Origin of the sequence: Candidatus Amarolinea dominans, assembly GCF_016704685.1 — a bacterium.
GTDB classification, from domain to species: domain Bacteria; phylum Chloroflexota; class Anaerolineae; order SSC4; family Amarolineaceae; genus Amarolinea; species Amarolinea dominans.
This window is the reverse complement of the sequence record NZ_JADIZS010000004.1, coordinates 234152-248305: the sequence shown is the minus strand read 5'-3', so window position 1 is coordinate 248305 and position 14154 is coordinate 234152. Positions and strand designations below refer to the sequence as shown.

Below are 14154 nucleotides of genomic sequence, written 5' to 3'. Positions count from 1 at the left end.
CGGTCGCTGCGCAGGGAGGGGAGGTTGATCAGAGCAGTGGCAAGCCGAGATGGAGCGCCAAAGCCTGATCCACCCGCGCCAGCGTTTGCGGATTGAGGTGTCCCAACTTGCGGATCAAACGTGTTTGATCCAACGTGCGGATGTGGAACACCAGGGCCACACCATCTACTGTCAATCCCGATTCGGCCGCAGGGATAGGCACAGTGAATAAGAAGCGACCGGCGCGCAGGTTCGAGGTCAACGGCACAACGGTGACGGTTGGGATGCGTTCGTTGGCTTGATCGCATTGCACGACCAGAACGGGGCGCGTGCCGGCCTGCTCGAAGCCGACGACCGGATCGAGGTTCGCCATGAAAACATCGCCGCGGTGAAGATGCATTCAGGCCGCCAAGTTCTTTTCGGTCTGGAGCAGGGCCGCGTTTTCGGCCGGCAGCCAGACTTCGTCGGACAACTCGGCGGATAGTTCGGAGTACATCGCGGCCAAAGCATCGTAATCTCTGGCAAGTTGCTGCGGCAACTGGCGCCGCCGGCCGGCCGTAATGTACGCCTGCACCGCCTGATGGATGAAACTATCCAGATTGGCGTCCGGTTGCACACTCCGGATCTCGGTCACTAAAGCTCCGGGGATTTTGACCAGTGTATAGCCAGTAAGTTGAGCCATGATCTTCAGCGCCTTTCCCCGCCCGATGCGCAATTTGCCTCGTCTTGTAACCGTTGCACGAGGAGCAGGCGAAACACAGGTTGTCCGCATCCGTCGGGCCGCCCAGGGCGCGTGGGAAGATGTGATCCACCTCACCGGGCAGCCCGTTGAGCCACTCGGACGTCTGGCAGTATTCGCAGCGGCCTTGCGCCCGCTGGCGAACCAATTCACGCAGTGGCTTCGGAATCATCGGTCTCGTCATCCGTGGGCGACGCGTCGAATGGCGTCTGGCGCACAGGGTACCCGCGTTCGGCCAGGATCGCCAACGCTTGGGCCCGGCGGAGGACGGAGCGATGATGGGCAGCCAGCAGCGCGGTCTGTTCGGCGGCCTCCGTTGGGGCCAGCGCGCGCGTGCCAGCCGCATGATTGAGCTGTCGCAGGCGATATTGCTGGGCCGGCGCGAGGGAAGGATGCGTCGCCGCCTGCAAGGCCCGATCGCTCAACAACCGCATGGCGGCCAGTTCGCCGGCCAGGTCGTCTGGCAAGCCCGGCGGCGCGATCAGCGTCGCGTTGATGGTGTTGGCGAGCACTTCATCCACCGAGCGGTAGGTCAGCTCGGCGGCGCGTTTGAGCTTGGCTATGAGCGGAGGCGCTAATCTGACCGTGATCGCTTGTTCTAACATCGCTGCTGCTCCAGACATTGACGATAATGCGGAACAGAGTATACCGCAATCTGGTATGAAACGCCAATTCGCTTCTCGAAAGGAGTTCCCGATGTCAACTCGACGTTATCTCAACCTGCGCATCCCACTGCCCGATGGCCTCGGTCGGCTGCGGCGCCTGTTGCCGACCCCCGGCAACGTGATCTTCACCCTGCTGATGATCGCCCTGTTGGTCGCCGCGCAGACCGCCAGCGCGCTGCCGTTGGGCGAGCACAGAGGCGTCGCCTCGACCGCAGCCTCCACCGGCACGATCGCGTACCAGGGCCGGCTGGCGGGTGCGGCCGACGCGCCGCTGACCGGCACGTACAGCATCATCTTCCGCCTGTACGATGCCGCGACGGGCGGGACGCCGCTGTGGACGGAGTAATGGCCCGGCTCCAACGCACGGGACACGAGCCGCGCCGCAGCCTATGTTGCGGCTTGCCAGCCCTTCCACGGGATGCTAGAATGCTCCCAGCAGTGATCTGTAAGCGCATCTGCCAGCCCAGGCAGACCGGAGATGAGACAATGTCAGAAACAGCCACAGCGACTATCAGCACGCCCGATCCCAGTCCGGCGGCGATGGCCGTCTATCGCGCCACGGCGCAGCGCCGCGCAGCAGAAACGGCGCGCGCGCTGGCCTCTCGACGCGCACGCGCGCAGGAAGTAGCGCGGCAGGCCGCGATGTTACTGAAGGAACAGTTCGGCGCGACACAGGTCGTCGTGTTCGGCTCGACCGTCCACGGTCATTGGTTCACCGCCACGTCGGATATTGACCTGGCCGCCCGTGGCCTGGCGCCCGATGACTACTTCACGGCCGTTGCCAGGCTGCAAGACCTATCGCCCGAGTTCAAAGTGGATCTTGTCGCGGTGGAACGCTGCAAGGCGGCGTTGCGCGAAAGTATCGCGCGCGAGGGAGTGATTCTATGAATGGCATCTATCGCACGATTGCGGGGCGGATTCGCGCGGAGTCACAGGAATTGGCGCGCGTGGTCGAGCGCACCGACCGGATCTGGCAGCAGGCGTTGACATCTAGCGACGATTACTATGTGGACGCGACGGCCCTGAATCTGCATGGGTTCTATGCCGGGCTGGAGCGCCTGCTGGAAATCATTGCGGATGGCGTAGACCAGGCGAAGCCTGGCGGCGCGCATTGGCATGATGAATTGCTGCGCCAGATGGCGGCTGAGATTCCCGGTGTCCGACCGCCGGTCTTGAGCCAGGAGACACGTGAGCGCCTGGATCGCTATCGCGGCTTCCGCCACGTCGTGCGCAACGTTTACACCTACAATCTGGATCCGGAGCAGATCGGCGTGCTGGTCAAACAATTGGCGCCGACGATGGCGCGCGTCGCGCACGAATTGACCGCGTTTGCTGAGTTTCTGGAGCAGGTCGCGTAGAGGAACGTAGGTTGAAGTCATGGCCGACGGGAATGGAGTTCTTCGAGAGGAGGTAGCCCGGTCACAATGGGTCGCGCTTATTACCGTTGTAGCTGCAGGTGAACGATCTGATCCTGGAACTCATCTGGCCGGGCCGCGGCCCAGATAAGCCATAGATCGTCAAGGACAGCGCGAATGTTCATACGTCGTGGCAACTGAATGATGCCAGGAACATGGTGGCCGAGAGCCAGGTGGTCTGCGAGATGACCCGGCATGGAGGCGCGATTATTGGTGACCAGCAAACAGCCGTGGGCTTCGATCCAAAGCAAAACGTCGGGATCGGGTGTGCCTCGCACTGGCGCAAGATCATCACCGATCATGTATACGCGCAGATTGGGTTCCAGCCGTGCCAGTTGCGCCTGAATAAACGGCGGGACATGCTCGTCGAGCAAGAAGCAAATCGTACTCATGCGGGCGTGGCCACCATACCGCGCTGCTGGTCGCGTAGCCGCGCCAGTTCACGCAGGCGTTGCACAGCCGGAGACGGGTGCTGATCTTGTTGGTGGCGCTGTTGCTCGATCTCCTGATCTACCTGACGCAGGTAGGTGTCTACCTGGGCGCGGTTGCGCCAGTAATAGGTCAGAGTGGCGTACACCTGCTCGACCGAGAGGGATGGGTAGCGCGTTGCGATCTGTTCGGCAAACAAGCCAAGTTCCAGGTAATCGGTCAAAATCGTCTCGATGCCGATGCGCGTCCCCTTTACACGAATGTCATCAGGCGCCAGGAAAGCGAAATAGTCTTCCAGTTGCATTGTGTCACCTCGTATTGTGCAAACCATGCTGTCCACGCCAACGCAGCAACGCGGCTGCATGAGCCTTGCGCAAGACAAAGCGATCGGCCTCAGTTCGTAATCGTTCGAGTTCAGCTCGACCGCTGGGCGTGATCGTTCCGTTGGCGTTTTCTTCCAGCAGTTCATGATGGCGTGACCAGTTCTGGTTGAGCTGCGTGCTGCGCATGATACGCCACAAATCATCATCACTCAGCCGATCTAGAGCCGCCAGGTCAGGCTGAAACTGCGCTGGCGCATCTTCCCAACTGGGAGGACTCCCCACTTGAAGCGCATGTACCAATACATCGTCAAGCGGTAGACGCATGGCCAGAGCCGCTTGTCTGAGCCGCTCATAGATGATTTCCGGTAGTGTCAATGTAATACTCTGACCCCGCCGCCCCCCCCCCCGCCGCCCCCCCCGCCCCCCCCCCCCCCCCCGGCCCCCCCGGGGCGGGCCCCCCCGGGCCCCCCCGGCCCCCCCCGCCCCGCCGCCCCCCCCCCCCCCGCCCCCCCCGGGCGGCCCCCCCCCCCCGGCCCCCCCCCCCGGCCCCCCCCCCCCCCCGCCCCCCCCCCGCCCCCCCCCCCCCGGCGCCCCGCCGGGCCGGCCGCCCCCGCCCGGCCCGGCCCCCGCCCCCGGGCCCCCCCCCCCCCGCCGCCCCCCGGCCCCCGGCCGCCGGCCCCGCCGTCCCCGCCCCGGCCCCCGCGGGCCCGCCCCGCCCCCCGCCCCCCGCCCCCCCCCCCCCCCCCCCCCCCCCCCCCCCCCCCCCCCCCCCCCCCCCCCCCCCCCCCCCCCCCCCCCCCCCCCCCCCCCCCCCCCCCCCCCCCCCCCCCCCCCCCCCCCCCCCCCCCCCCCCCCCCCCCCCCCCCCCCCCCCCCCCGCGCCGTCCGCCGCCCCCGGCCCCCCGCCGCCCCCCCCCGCCCCCCCCCCCCCCCCCCGGGGCCGCCGCCGGCCCCGGCCCCGCTGCCGCCCCTTTCCCCCCCCCCTCCGCCGCGGCGGCCTGGGCCGGCAGGTGGAGTTCTTCGAGAGAGGGCAGTTTGTGGCCGCGACTTTGCAGCAGGACATAGGCGTGAGCCTTGCGCAGCATCAGGGCGTCGGCCTCTTCGCGCAGGCGGGTCAACCACTGCCGGCCTTCGGGAGTGAGGGCGCCGGATTGATTGCGTTCTAGCAGCACCTCATGCAGCGCCACCTTGTCCGGGTTCATCGTGCTATCAGCAATCTGCCAAAGGGTCTCGTCGGACAGATGGCTCATCGCCTTCAACTCGGCGCGCAGGGCCGGCGGCAGGTCGGCTTCGACCGGCGGCGGCAGACTACGAATCAACGCCCTGGCTGCGACTTCCTCAACTGAGCGCGCCGCTGCCCGCGCCTGGGTCTCCAGGCGTTTGTAAAGGTTCTCCGGCACCGTCAAGGTGATCGTCTGATAGGTCATCGTCCGTCTCCTGCTTTCTATCGTATCCTCGGCAGCAATCGGGCGTCGCCAACCGGATTATAGCACGGTGAGCGAGTAACCGGCAAACCGGTCAGCAAATCCAGGCTTTGCACAGCAGTCTCCACCGCCGAATCCCTCAATCGAAGCCCGGCAGGGCCAGCCTGCCCACTTCCCGGCCGTCCGCGGCGCGGTAGAGGATGAGCAGCGGGGTGAACGGCCCCTGGCCTTGCAAGGGCAGGTCGTAGACATCCACGATGCGCTCGCCCGGCCGCCAGGTGAGGGTGGGACGCGCGCGGTGAACCGGCTCCCCATCGTACTGGGCCACGATCTGCCCGGCCGCGTCGAGCAGCCGCGCCGAGACCTGCAAGGTGTCGGTGATGACCGCGGTCACCTGCCAGACGATGCCGATGCGCTGCACACGCCCCTGATGCACAGATACCGGCCAACTGGCCGCGGCTGCAATCTCGACCTGGGGCGTGATGGCGACCGGCTGCGCCAGGGCGGGCGGTTCTGGCGCAGGCGCCATCGTTGTGGTGCGCACCCGCAGCAGCGGGCCAACCGCATCGAGCGCCAGGCCGGACGCCAGCAGGCCAGCGAGGGGGCGCAGCAGGTAGGTTGGGCGCCCCTCGGCCAGCGTCGCCAGCACGCCGCCCGGCGGTCGTCTTCGGCGTCGGCTACCAGCGTGAGCAGATCAGGGCGCTGGCCGGCCGTCTGCTGATAGTAGCGCAGCAGGGTGATCTCGCCCAGCAGGCCGATGACCGCCGCGCCTGGCTCCAGCGGCTGGCTGAGGATGTCCTGCGCGCAATCGGCCACACGCCAGTCGCCGCGGCGATTGGGCGTCAGATCGGGCGGTTTGCCCACCGCCAGCGCCTGTTCGCAGGTCTGCGGCCCGGGCGGCCCGGCGGTCAACGCAGCCCAGGCCTGATGGGCGGGAACCCAGGCCACGAGCAGGGCCAGGGCGGCTTGCACAGCCGCTCGATACCAGGCAAACCTGCCCGGCAAGGGCAGGCCAGCCCGTCGCCATTGCGCCAACAAGAGCAGCGCCGCGTCCTGCGCCTGCACCAGGCCGGCCGCAACGAAAAGTGAAAAGAGCAGCGTCACCGGCAGGAAGAAGACCTCGGCGTCCGCGGTGCGGTAGCTGAGGGCAAACGCGGCCTGGATCGCCAGGGTCAGCGCCAGTGCCGCCCAGCGTCGCCAATGCAGCGGCCAGGGGAACAGCCCCCACAGGCCCAACAGGGCAGCGAGCGGGCCGAATTGCGCCAGCAGAAGTTGCACGATGTCCGGCGATGCCCCGCGGCTGGCGCTGGAACCGGTCAGGAACGCGCCATAGGCGCTGGCGCTGATGTGCTGCCAGAACGCGGGCCAGGTGTTCAGCCAGACGCCGGCCGTGGTGGGAATGGCCTGGCCGCGCAGCCAGACGTAGGCGTAGAGCAGCAGCGGCGCCAGCAAGAGCAGCGCGGCCAGGAGTGCGACTTTCAGCCAGGCGACCGGCCTGAATCCCCGCGCTGGCCGCCTGCTGTCCCACCAGCGCAGGCCAACCCACAGCGCCAGGCCCGGCGCCAGCAGGAGCGTCATGCGGTGATGCGTCAAGGCCAGGCCGCTGAGCAGGGGCAATGCGATGGGCACGGCAACCGGAAGCGCCCAGCGACCGGCGTCGGGCGCGGTGCGTTCGTCGAAGGCCACCAGCCACAAGGCCACGACAAAAAGCCCGTGCAGCGCGTAGACCTCGGCCAGCGTGGCCTGCGACCACCACAGCGGCGAAATGGCAAAGAGGGCTGCGGCCAGCAGCGCGGGCATGCGGCCGCCCACGACGCGCAGCAGCAGCCGGTAGAGCAGCACCACCGTCAGGCTGGCCGTCAGCGCGGAAAAGAGGTTGGCGCGATAGGCCGCATCACCGAACGGCAGCAGGCGTGTGCTCAGCCAGCCGAGCAGCGTGTAGAGCGGATAGCCGGTGGGATGGGCGATGCCGAGCGTGGGCAGGACGACCTGGAACTCCAGGCTGTCGTCGAACACTGTCACCACGGTCGGCGCGGCCGTGGCGACATACAGCGCCAGGCTGGCGATCCCCAATCCCCACGAAATCACGCGGTCCTTCACGTTTCTTTACTACCTCCTTTGTGTCAATCCGTGTACCCTATCTTTGTGTACTCCGGCGGTTTCATTTTGGTCTTCGCGTATTCTCTGGTACACTTGGCCGCAAGATGAAAAAATCGTCATCCGCACCCATCGTCTCGCATCTCGTTCGTTGTCAGGAGATCGCCCTCATGCGCTTCCGCCGGAGCTACCTGCTGGCCTTGCTTGCCAGTTTGATCGTCGCCATCCCTGCGCACGCAGCCGCTTCGACGCCCCCGGATGCGGCGCTGGTTCTGTCCATTTTCAGCAGCGCGCTGGCGCTCCTGCTTCCCATTGGCCTGACGCTGCTCGTCGCCGGCGGGCTGGAGCCGGAACAGGCCCGTCAAGCCACCCTGACGCTGCTGGCGGCGGTTGGCCTGGCCGTGCTCAGCTACTGGGCCGTTGGCTTTGCCCTGCAATTTGGCGGCATCGGCCTGGTGGACAGCCGCCCTGGCTTCGATGGGCTGGTCTGGGAGTGGTCAGCCCTGAACGAAAGCTGGGGCACGGGCTGGGGCATGGCCGGGCTGAGCGGCTTTGGCCTGCTGGGCGCCGGCGCCACTGCAGACGCCTATCTCCTCTTCCTCAGCCGCCTGCCCTGGGTCATCACCGCCGCGCTGATTCCACTCCTGGCCCTGCGCGGCCGCGCGCCTGCGCCTGTCACCCTGGTGGGCGGCCTGCTCAGCGGCGGCCTGCTCTATCCGCTGACCGGCAACTGGAGCGCCGGCGGCGGCTGGTTGGCTCACCTGGGCCGCAACCTGGGCCTGGGGCATGGCCTGGTTGATTTTGCCAACGCCGGGCCGGTCTTCCTCGTCGGCGCGGCCGCGGCCCTGGCCGGCATGTTGATCTTCCTGCCGCGCCACGCCCGCCGCGCCCCCGACGAGATCGTGCCCCTGCCGCCCGTACACTTGCCGCTGTTGACCATCACCGGCGCCGGGCTGCTGTTGGTGGGCGCGGTGGGCTGGGCGCTCAGCAACCCTCTGCTCGATTGGGCACACCTGGCGCCCGCGCTGGCCGCCGTTGATGTGCTGCTGGCCGGCGCTGGCGGCGCCCTGCTCCCCATCGCCTACACCTGGTTTGCCACCGGCCACGCGGACCCGCTCATGGCTGCGCGTGGGCTGGCGCCGGTACGGTCAGTGGCCTGGCCGTGGCCGGCTTCGTGCCGCCCTGGGCCGCGCTGGCCCTGGGCGCCTTCTGCGGACTGCTCACGCCCCTGCTCGCCTACCTGCTCGCCGAAGTGGTTCGCCTGGACGACCGCACCGGCAGCGTCAGCGTCTTCGGCCTCGGCGCCATCAGCGGCCTGCTCGCCCTGGCGCTGCTGGCGGACGGCCGCTTCGGCCAGGGCTGGAACGGCGTCGGCGCCGAAACGTACCTGGGCATCGCCGGTCAGGGCGTCAGCGGCCTGTGGCCCGCGGTCGGGTTGCAGGCCGATTGGCCGGGTCAGATGCAGGCCCAACTGGCCGGCGTCGCGGCCGAAGCCCTCTTCAGTTTCCTGCTCGCCACCCTCACCTTCGGCGCACTGGCCGTCCTCGTGCGCAGGAAATGAATCAAATCTGCTGCTCTCCCAGCTTCACCTCCCTCAGCACCGTGTAGACCGGGCCGCTTGACTTCAGGTCGCTGCGGATGAGGTAGCAGGCGGACACGGCCAGCGTGGAAAGTTCGCCCACCTCGAACAGCTCAACCGCGGCGCCTATCAGGCCGCGCTCGCGACTGGTGGCGTTGTCATTGATGCGGCCCAGGGTCAAATGCGGCCTGAACGGTCGCGCCTCGGTGGGCCAGCCCAGCGGTGAGACGCTCCGTTCGACCGCGGCAACCAGCTTCTGCAGGCGCTGCCCATGATCCACTAGCCCGACCCAGATCACGTTGGGCCGCCTGAAGTTGGGAAAACAGCCGCGGCCGGCCAGCGTCACCTGAAAGGGCGCCAGCGTGGGACCGATGCCGTCCAGGGCTGAGGTCACGGCCGCCACCTGATCGGGCTGCGTGTCGCCCAGGAATTTCAGCGTGATGTGAACATTCTCTGGGGCCACCCAACGCACCAGGCTTGGCGGCACAAGGGGTTGCAAGGCCATTTGCAGGGTTTTCAGTTGGCGGCGCGCCTCGTCATCCAACTCCACCGCGATGAAGGTACGCAGCGGCGACGGCAGGGCGGCGGGACGGCGAGAGGTTGGTGTGTCTTTCATTCCTACTCCATCATTCCTGGCTGGCCGCGCGGTAACGGCTCAGATCAATCGGGGAACCCCCCCCCCCCCCCCCCCCCCCCCCCCCCCCCCCCCCCCCCCCCCCCCCCAAAGTCACTTTCTGATAGGCGGCCGGATCGGATGGCCCGGCCGGTGTGTCCCAGAACACGGTGGCGTCAATGCCCAGTTTGTCGGAGCGTGATTTCTGGCCGGGGACGTGCAGCGCCGAAGGATCGAGCGAGCTGGAGGGCTGACCCGAAAAGAGATGCAGACCGCGGCCGGCTTGAAAGCGGGTGGCAATGGCCCATTCCACATCGGCCGGGTTGAACAGATCCACGTCACGATCCACCACCACCACATGCTTGAGCGATCCATGCCCCCGGAACGCGGCTTCGATGGCCCGCAGGCCGTCGCCCGGCGCCTGTTTGTCAATCTGCACCACCGCGTGCAGCCAACTGGCGCCGCCGGGCGTGATGTTGACATTGAGGCAGCGGCAAACCCGGTTGACTTCACTGAAGATCGTCGGCTCACGCGGCATCCCCATCAGGAGTTTGTGCTCCAGGCGTCCGGGCAAGAGCGCATGGTAGAACGGCCGGCGGCGGTGGGTGATGCAGTCCACTGTGAGCAGCGGCTGCTGGCGCACAAGATCGAGGGTTTGCGTCAGGTCCACGAACGGCCCTTCCGCGGCCAGGCGATGCGTCAGGCGGCCCTCGATCACCACCTCAGCGGCCGCCGGCGCCAGCAGGTCGCTGGTCAGGCAGCGCGTCAGCGGGGTGGGCGCCAGGGCCTGGGCAATGGTCAGCTCATCCACGCCCGGCGGCGGCGCCAGGGACGCGGCCAGCAGCACGTGCAGCGGCAAGCCGATGCAGATGGCAACCGGCAGGTCGCCCGGCGTTTTGCGCAGCGCGCTATCGGTGCCGCGGCGCTCCACCAGGCGCAGCGCAGCCTGCCGCGGCCCCAGGCGCAGCATACGATGAAACGAGGCGTTGGCCCCCGTGTCCGGATCGCGGGTGAAGAGCACGGCCGCGGTCGCGTACGGCCCGGCATCGCTGGCCCAATGGGTCAGGAACGGGATCGTTTCCAGGTTGGGGTCAGCTTCGATGATCTCCTGGCAGGGCGCTTCGCCGGCCGGTAGCACAGGCGACGGCTGCGGGTTGGCCAGGGCCGCGGCCAGGCGAAAGATGAGATCGCCCGGCGGGCAGGCGAGGGCCAGGCCGAAATGGCGGCGGTCCGCGGCCAGGCCGGTCACCACCTCGTAGTCGCTGCCGATCACCTGGCGGAAGCGCACGATGCGGCCCGGCGCTTCATCTTCGAGCGCGCCGCTCACCGCGGCCAGTTCCAGGCGGGGGTCAACCGGCCGGTCAATGGTGATGACCTGGCCCTGGGCTGTCGCAAGTTCCAGAAAAGTTCGTTGATCCATCGTTCGACTCACAAGAGCGCCGCGCGCGCCGCGCCGGCGGATACGGGGGTGATGAAGATTGCGGCCGCGCCGGCCCGGCGCAGGGCATCGGCGACCGTCTCAGCGGCGGATGGTTCGACCAGGGCGATGACGTTGCCGCCGCGGCCGCCGCCGCTGAGCTTGGCGCCGAACGCGCCGGCCAGCCGGGCCGCGTCCACCAGGCGGTCGAGGATGGGGGCTGAGACGCCCATCTCGGCCAGCAGGCGCTGGTTCTGGAAGAACAGCGCGCCCAGGCGCGGCCAATCGCCCGCCAGCATGGCCGCACGCCCGGCGTTGACCAGGCCGGCTATGTCGTCGAACAGCCCCTCGAAGCGCAGCGGGTCGGCCAGCCAGGATTGGCGCACGTCTCCCACCGTCTCACGCGTCGGGCTGGCGATGCCGGTGCTGGCAATCACGAGCCAGAAGGTGTGCGGAATGGCAAAGGGCTGCGGCGGCTGGCCTTTGACAAACCACACCGGCTGGCCGTAGGCAATGACGGTGTTGTCAATGCCGCTCGGCGTGCCGTGGTGCAGGCGCTCCACCTCGTACACCAGGGCTGACAGGTCGGCCGCGGGAATGGTCTGCCCTGCCCAGGCGGCCAGGGCGCGGCCGATGGCGGTGGAAACGGCCGCACCGCTGCCCATGCCGCCGGCCAGGGGAATGGTGGAATGCACGCTCAGCTCACCGGCAGGCGCGGCGCGCTGCAAAAAAGTCAGGGTCAGCCGCACCGCCTGCGCGAGGGGATTCACGGGCGGCGCGCTGGACAGCGCCGTGCGCTGTCCCAGGTCGGTGGCAGCGATCCACAGATCGGATGCGCCATCTTGCACGGTCAGGGTGGCCGTGGCCTGCACCTGGTGGACGGGCACTGCCATCGCCGGCCGGCCGTACACGACGGCGTGTTCCCCCATCAGAATGATCTTGCCCGGCGCAGAGGCCGTGTAGAGAGCGTGTAACATGTTACGGCCTGGGTTTCCAAATGATGTCATCAGGGATGTCGGCGCGCCCCGTGGCCGCGCGCAGATCCGCAACGAATGATGTGTGGTGCGACAGGGGCTGAAAAATGAAATACGCGCTCAGGTAATCCCTGGGCGAACCACCCCGTGCCATTTCGGCCTGCACCAGGCCGATCAGCTTCGATTTCCACTTGGCGTAGAGGACCTGATTGGCCTGCTGCAAAGCCGCCTCCGGATCCAGCGCGTTATCAATGAGGCTGGCATGGTGGAAGTGATGCACATAAACCGCGGTCGTGCGTGCGACCTGACCGCCCTGCTCAGCGATCCGCCAGCACAGATCCACATCCTCGCTGCCATAACCGTCGAACCGGGGATCGGCCACCCCGCCCGCGGCCGCAACGAAGTCAGCGTCCAACAGGGCGCAACAGGTGCCGATGAACATGGGCGGGCACACCATGGCCGCCAACTCGCGGCCGTGGGTGCTGCACATCAGTTCGTCGAACTCTTCGATGCTCAGGCCCCTGGAAAACGCATGGAACTGGCGCAGCGGCGCCAACTGCGGATGCTCCCTCTTGGTCGCGAACCAGGCAGCGGCGCTGTTGTCAGGCCCGAAAGGGTGGCTGAGCGTCTGGTGATAGTTCAGCGGGGCCAGCAGCTTGACCGCGGGATGGCTCTCGAACTCCGCGCGCAGTCGCGTCAACCAGCGCGGGGGCACGAGCACATCGCTATCCAGCAGGCAGATCGTGCGGCCCTGCGCCAGGGCTGCACCTTGCTGATTGGCATGCCCTGGCCCGACGTTGGTTGCGTTTTCGACCAGCCGGATTCGTGAGTCGTCGCGGGCGGCGGCGCGCAAGAACTGCACCACCTCTGGTCGCGAGTGATTGTCAATGATGATCAACTCGAACGGGTCATCGGTGTGCTGCAACAAGGTCTTCAGGCAGAGGCGCACATGCGCCTGGGCATTCCAGACCTTCATGATGATACTGACAGAATCCATATGCTTGCCCTAGTCGGTGTGCAGACGCGCCCTGCAGCGTGCTGGCCAACGAGCCACCTACCAAATACGGCACCTGCAATGCCTCCAGCGCATCTGGGCGTTGAGCTGCTGTTGCACAGCTAGCCGCTGGGCGCCCGACAGACTACGGATGCGCTCGATCAAGACGGCCTCGGCTTCACGGCTGGTGTCGGGAAAGAGTCGAATGGACATGATGGCTATTTGACCTCGAGATGATCCCAGACGCGGGTCGCAACTTTACCGGTGATGCGATTGACCGTGCGAATGGTGCGGTAGACGCCCGCGGTAATCATGCGCTGCACCTGTTCAAGCGCGGTCACGTCGCCCACGAGGCTCTCAATCCGGGTCAACACGGCATATTGCCGCTGCGCCATCGCCTGGTGAGTCTCGCCAATCGCGGCGGCGGTCGCGTCAACCCCCTCAGTTACGAGGTCGCTGGCACCGCGCAGTTGTTGCAGCGTTTGCTGATCCATCGTCACGTCCTTTCTCGCCCTTATTCCACGCCATCTTCACAGCATTGCTTGATCTGTGCATAAACCGCCGGATCGCGGGTCAGTTGCAGATGGTGGGTGCGCGGTAGAACTTTGAGGCTGTCCTTCGCCACGGGCGCCGACCCATCCCCTACCTGCGGCCGCGGGTGGACATTCGGCACAGCCACCAAACCATCGCCGAACAGGCGGGTTGCGAGATCCTGCGGATCGTCGGTCAGCGCGCCGACGATCAGATGATGTCGGGCATGGGAGAGCCAGGGCATCGGCTGTATCGCGGCCGCGCCGTCGCTGCCCATCTCTGCGGCCAGCGGCTGGGTCAGGCGCAGATCTTTGACACCCTGGCTCCAGACATCGAGAACGTTGCCCAGGAGCTGGGTGATCGGATGAGGCACGGCGTGCAGCACGGCGGTCGTCGCGCCTCCCAGGCGGGCCAATCTGGCGCCTTCGTGCGGGGTGCCAAGATAAAAGACCTGGCTCACGAGCAGCACCCAGGCCGCCTGTTGCTGGGCGCCGATATGGCAGGCGCCGCGTAGAATCAATCCGCCCATGCTGTGCCCGATCAGCAGGATGTCCTCCACCGGCGTCGGGTAGCACTCCAGTAGTTCATGCAGCAAAACCGCCAGGCGCGCACTGTTGTCCGCCAGCGCCAGCCCTGTGTTGTAGCGCACAAAAAATGGCGTGTAACCAAAATCTCTCTGCAGCAAGGCGCCATACGAGGTGTCATGCCCAGGGTCGGTCGGGTCAGGATAGAGCCAGATCCCTTCGTGACAACTCAGGCCATGCACCAGGATGCAGAGTTTGGTCGTTGGCCACGGGTGCGCGGCTAACACGGCTTCCTGCGTCAACGGCAGCGGCCGGCCCTGGTGGTAGAAAGCCATCTCAATGGCCAGGCCATTTTGGCGGGTGTGCAAATAGTCGCCCACAAAGCCGTTGGACAGGCTCGCCATCCAGGCCGCCCACACAGGCGGGCGGGCGGGTTGTTGGTTGGACACGGT

18 protein-coding genes are annotated in these 14154 nt (G+C 67.0%); 4 read left to right on the top strand and 14 right to left on the bottom strand.

The features are described 5' to 3' along the window. Positions 1 to 28: 28 nt before the first annotated feature. From IPF85_RS04300 to IPF85_RS04290, 3 genes are all read right to left on the bottom strand, one after another. On the bottom strand, positions 29 to 379 hold the full coding sequence (locus IPF85_RS04300) for a type II toxin-antitoxin system PemK/MazF family toxin (RefSeq protein ID WP_343406822.1): 351 nt from the start codon (positions 377 to 379) through the stop codon (positions 29 to 31). Beyond that, the gene (locus IPF85_RS04295) at positions 380 to 661 is read right to left on the bottom strand and encodes a hypothetical protein (protein WP_343406821.1); all 282 of its coding nucleotides are present in this window, start codon (positions 659 to 661) and stop codon (positions 380 to 382) included. 206 nt (positions 662 to 867) lie between these two features. Next, positions 868 to 1323 (bottom strand): hypothetical protein, encoded by a 456-nt coding sequence (locus IPF85_RS04290; protein ID WP_343406820.1) that lies wholly within the window; start codon positions 1321 to 1323, stop codon positions 868 to 870. A 91-nt stretch (positions 1324 to 1414) separates the two neighbouring features. Between IPF85_RS04290 and IPF85_RS04285 the strand changes: the two genes are divergently transcribed. The 3 genes from IPF85_RS04285 (at position 1415) to IPF85_RS04275 (ending at position 2741) form a co-directional block, all read left to right on the top strand. Beyond that, on the top strand, positions 1415 to 1729 hold the full coding sequence (locus IPF85_RS04285; protein ID WP_343406819.1) for a hypothetical protein: 315 nt from the start codon (positions 1415 to 1417) through the stop codon (positions 1727 to 1729). A 140-nt stretch (positions 1730 to 1869) separates the two neighbouring features. Next, on the top strand, positions 1870 to 2271 hold the full coding sequence (locus IPF85_RS04280; RefSeq protein ID WP_343406818.1) for a nucleotidyltransferase domain-containing protein: 402 nt from the start codon (positions 1870 to 1872) through the stop codon (positions 2269 to 2271). After that, positions 2268 to 2741 (top strand): hypothetical protein, encoded by a 474-nt coding sequence (locus IPF85_RS04275; RefSeq protein ID WP_343406817.1) that lies wholly within the window; start codon positions 2268 to 2270, stop codon positions 2739 to 2741. Before IPF85_RS04280 ends, IPF85_RS04275 begins: the two co-directional genes overlap by 4 nt. A gap of 80 nt (positions 2742 to 2821) precedes the next feature. Here IPF85_RS04275 and IPF85_RS04270 read toward each other — a convergent pair whose 3' ends face one another. The 5 genes from IPF85_RS04270 to IPF85_RS04250 all read right to left on the bottom strand — a co-directional run bounded on the left by IPF85_RS04270 (position 2822) and on the right by IPF85_RS04250 (position 7073). Then, positions 2822 to 3172, bottom strand: a complete 351-nt coding sequence (locus IPF85_RS04270) for a hypothetical protein (protein ID WP_343406816.1) — start codon at positions 3170 to 3172, stop codon at positions 2822 to 2824. A gap of 14 nt (positions 3173 to 3186) precedes the next feature. Then, on the bottom strand, positions 3187 to 3531 hold the full coding sequence (locus tag IPF85_RS04265; RefSeq protein ID WP_343406815.1) for a DUF433 domain-containing protein: 345 nt from the start codon (positions 3529 to 3531) through the stop codon (positions 3187 to 3189). A gap of 4 nt (positions 3532 to 3535) precedes the next feature. After that, positions 3536 to 3874 (bottom strand): hypothetical protein, encoded by a 339-nt coding sequence (locus tag IPF85_RS04260; RefSeq protein ID WP_343406814.1) that lies wholly within the window; start codon positions 3872 to 3874, stop codon positions 3536 to 3538. 1238 nt (positions 3875 to 5112) lie between these two features. Next, a complete protein-coding gene (locus IPF85_RS04255; RefSeq protein WP_343406813.1) occupies positions 5113 to 5394 on the bottom strand; it encodes a hypothetical protein in 282 nt (93 codons plus the stop codon). After that, positions 5364 to 7073, bottom strand: a complete 1710-nt coding sequence (locus IPF85_RS04250) for a DUF2723 domain-containing protein (protein WP_343406812.1) — start codon at positions 7071 to 7073, stop codon at positions 5364 to 5366. Before IPF85_RS04250 ends, IPF85_RS04255 begins: the two co-directional genes overlap by 31 nt. Before the next feature lie 167 nt (positions 7074 to 7240). Between IPF85_RS04250 and IPF85_RS04245 the strand changes: the two genes are divergently transcribed. Then, the gene (locus IPF85_RS04245) at positions 7241 to 8692 is read left to right on the top strand and encodes a hypothetical protein (RefSeq protein WP_343406811.1); all 1452 of its coding nucleotides are present in this window, start codon (positions 7241 to 7243) and stop codon (positions 8690 to 8692) included. Here IPF85_RS04245 and thpR read toward each other — a convergent pair. From thpR to IPF85_RS04215, 6 genes are all read right to left on the bottom strand, one after another. Then, positions 8633 to 9265 (bottom strand): RNA 2',3'-cyclic phosphodiesterase, encoded by a 633-nt coding sequence (thpR, locus tag IPF85_RS04240; protein ID WP_343406810.1) that lies wholly within the window; start codon positions 9263 to 9265, stop codon positions 8633 to 8635. The genes IPF85_RS04245 and thpR overlap by 60 nt on opposite strands. Positions 9266 to 9275: 10 nt before the next feature. Next, positions 9276 to 10682 (bottom strand): UbiD family decarboxylase, encoded by a 1407-nt coding sequence (locus IPF85_RS04235; RefSeq protein WP_343406809.1) that lies wholly within the window; start codon positions 10680 to 10682, stop codon positions 9276 to 9278. A gap of 8 nt (positions 10683 to 10690) precedes the next feature. After that, a complete protein-coding gene (gene mvk / locus IPF85_RS04230) occupies positions 10691 to 11656 on the bottom strand; it encodes a mevalonate kinase (protein ID WP_343406808.1) in 966 nt (321 codons plus the stop codon). Between the two features lies 1 nt (position 11657). Beyond that, positions 11658 to 12650 carry a glycosyltransferase gene (locus tag IPF85_RS04225; protein WP_343406807.1) on the bottom strand — a complete coding sequence of 331 codons (993 nt, stop codon included), beginning with the start codon at positions 12648 to 12650 and terminating at the stop codon, positions 11658 to 11660. A 215-nt stretch (positions 12651 to 12865) separates the two neighbouring features. Further along, the gene (locus IPF85_RS04220; protein ID WP_343406806.1) at positions 12866 to 13141 is read right to left on the bottom strand and encodes a hypothetical protein; all 276 of its coding nucleotides are present in this window, start codon (positions 13139 to 13141) and stop codon (positions 12866 to 12868) included. Positions 13142 to 13161: 20 nt separating this feature from the next. After that, positions 13162 to 14151, bottom strand: coding sequence for an alpha/beta fold hydrolase (locus IPF85_RS04215; RefSeq protein ID WP_343406805.1), 990 nt, complete (start codon positions 14149 to 14151; stop codon positions 13162 to 13164). Positions 14152 to 14154: the final 3 nt, after the last annotated feature.

Bases quoted from the DNA above. Each gene is read 5' to 3' on its own strand.
- IPF85_RS04300 (WP_343406822.1), bottom strand. From the start codon at position 379: ATGCATCTTCACCGCGGCGATGTTTTCATGGCGAACCTCGATCCGGTC.
- IPF85_RS04295 (WP_343406821.1), bottom strand. From the start codon at position 661: ATGGCTCAACTTACTGGCTATACACTGGTCAAAATCCCCGGAGCTTTA.
- IPF85_RS04290 (WP_343406820.1), bottom strand. From the start codon at position 1,323: ATGTTAGAACAAGCGATCACGGTCAGATTAGCGCCTCCGCTCATAGCC.
- IPF85_RS04285 (WP_343406819.1), top strand. From the start codon at position 1,415: ATGTCAACTCGACGTTATCTCAACCTGCGCATCCCACTGCCCGATGGC.
- IPF85_RS04280 (WP_343406818.1), top strand. From the start codon at position 1,870: ATGTCAGAAACAGCCACAGCGACTATCAGCACGCCCGATCCCAGTCCG.
- IPF85_RS04275 (WP_343406817.1), top strand. From the start codon at position 2,268: ATGAATGGCATCTATCGCACGATTGCGGGGCGGATTCGCGCGGAGTCA.
- IPF85_RS04265 (WP_343406815.1), bottom strand. From the start codon at position 3,531: ATGCAACTGGAAGACTATTTCGCTTTCCTGGCGCCTGATGACATTCGT.
- IPF85_RS04260 (WP_343406814.1), bottom strand. From the start codon at position 3,874: ATGCGTCTACCGCTTGACGATGTATTGGTACATGCGCTTCAAGTGGGG.
- IPF85_RS04245 (WP_343406811.1), top strand. From the start codon at position 7,241: ATGCGCTTCCGCCGGAGCTACCTGCTGGCCTTGCTTGCCAGTTTGATC.
- thpR (WP_343406810.1), bottom strand. From the start codon at position 9,265: ATGAAAGACACACCAACCTCTCGCCGTCCCGCCGCCCTGCCGTCGCCG.
- IPF85_RS04235 (WP_343406809.1), bottom strand. From the start codon at position 10,682: ATGGATCAACGAACTTTTCTGGAACTTGCGACAGCCCAGGGCCAGGTC.
- mvk (WP_343406808.1), bottom strand. From the start codon at position 11,656: ATGTTACACGCTCTCTACACGGCCTCTGCGCCGGGCAAGATCATTCTG.
- IPF85_RS04225 (WP_343406807.1), bottom strand. From the start codon at position 12,650: ATGGATTCTGTCAGTATCATCATGAAGGTCTGGAATGCCCAGGCGCAT.
- IPF85_RS04220 (WP_343406806.1), bottom strand. From the start codon at position 13,141: ATGGATCAGCAAACGCTGCAACAACTGCGCGGTGCCAGCGACCTCGTA.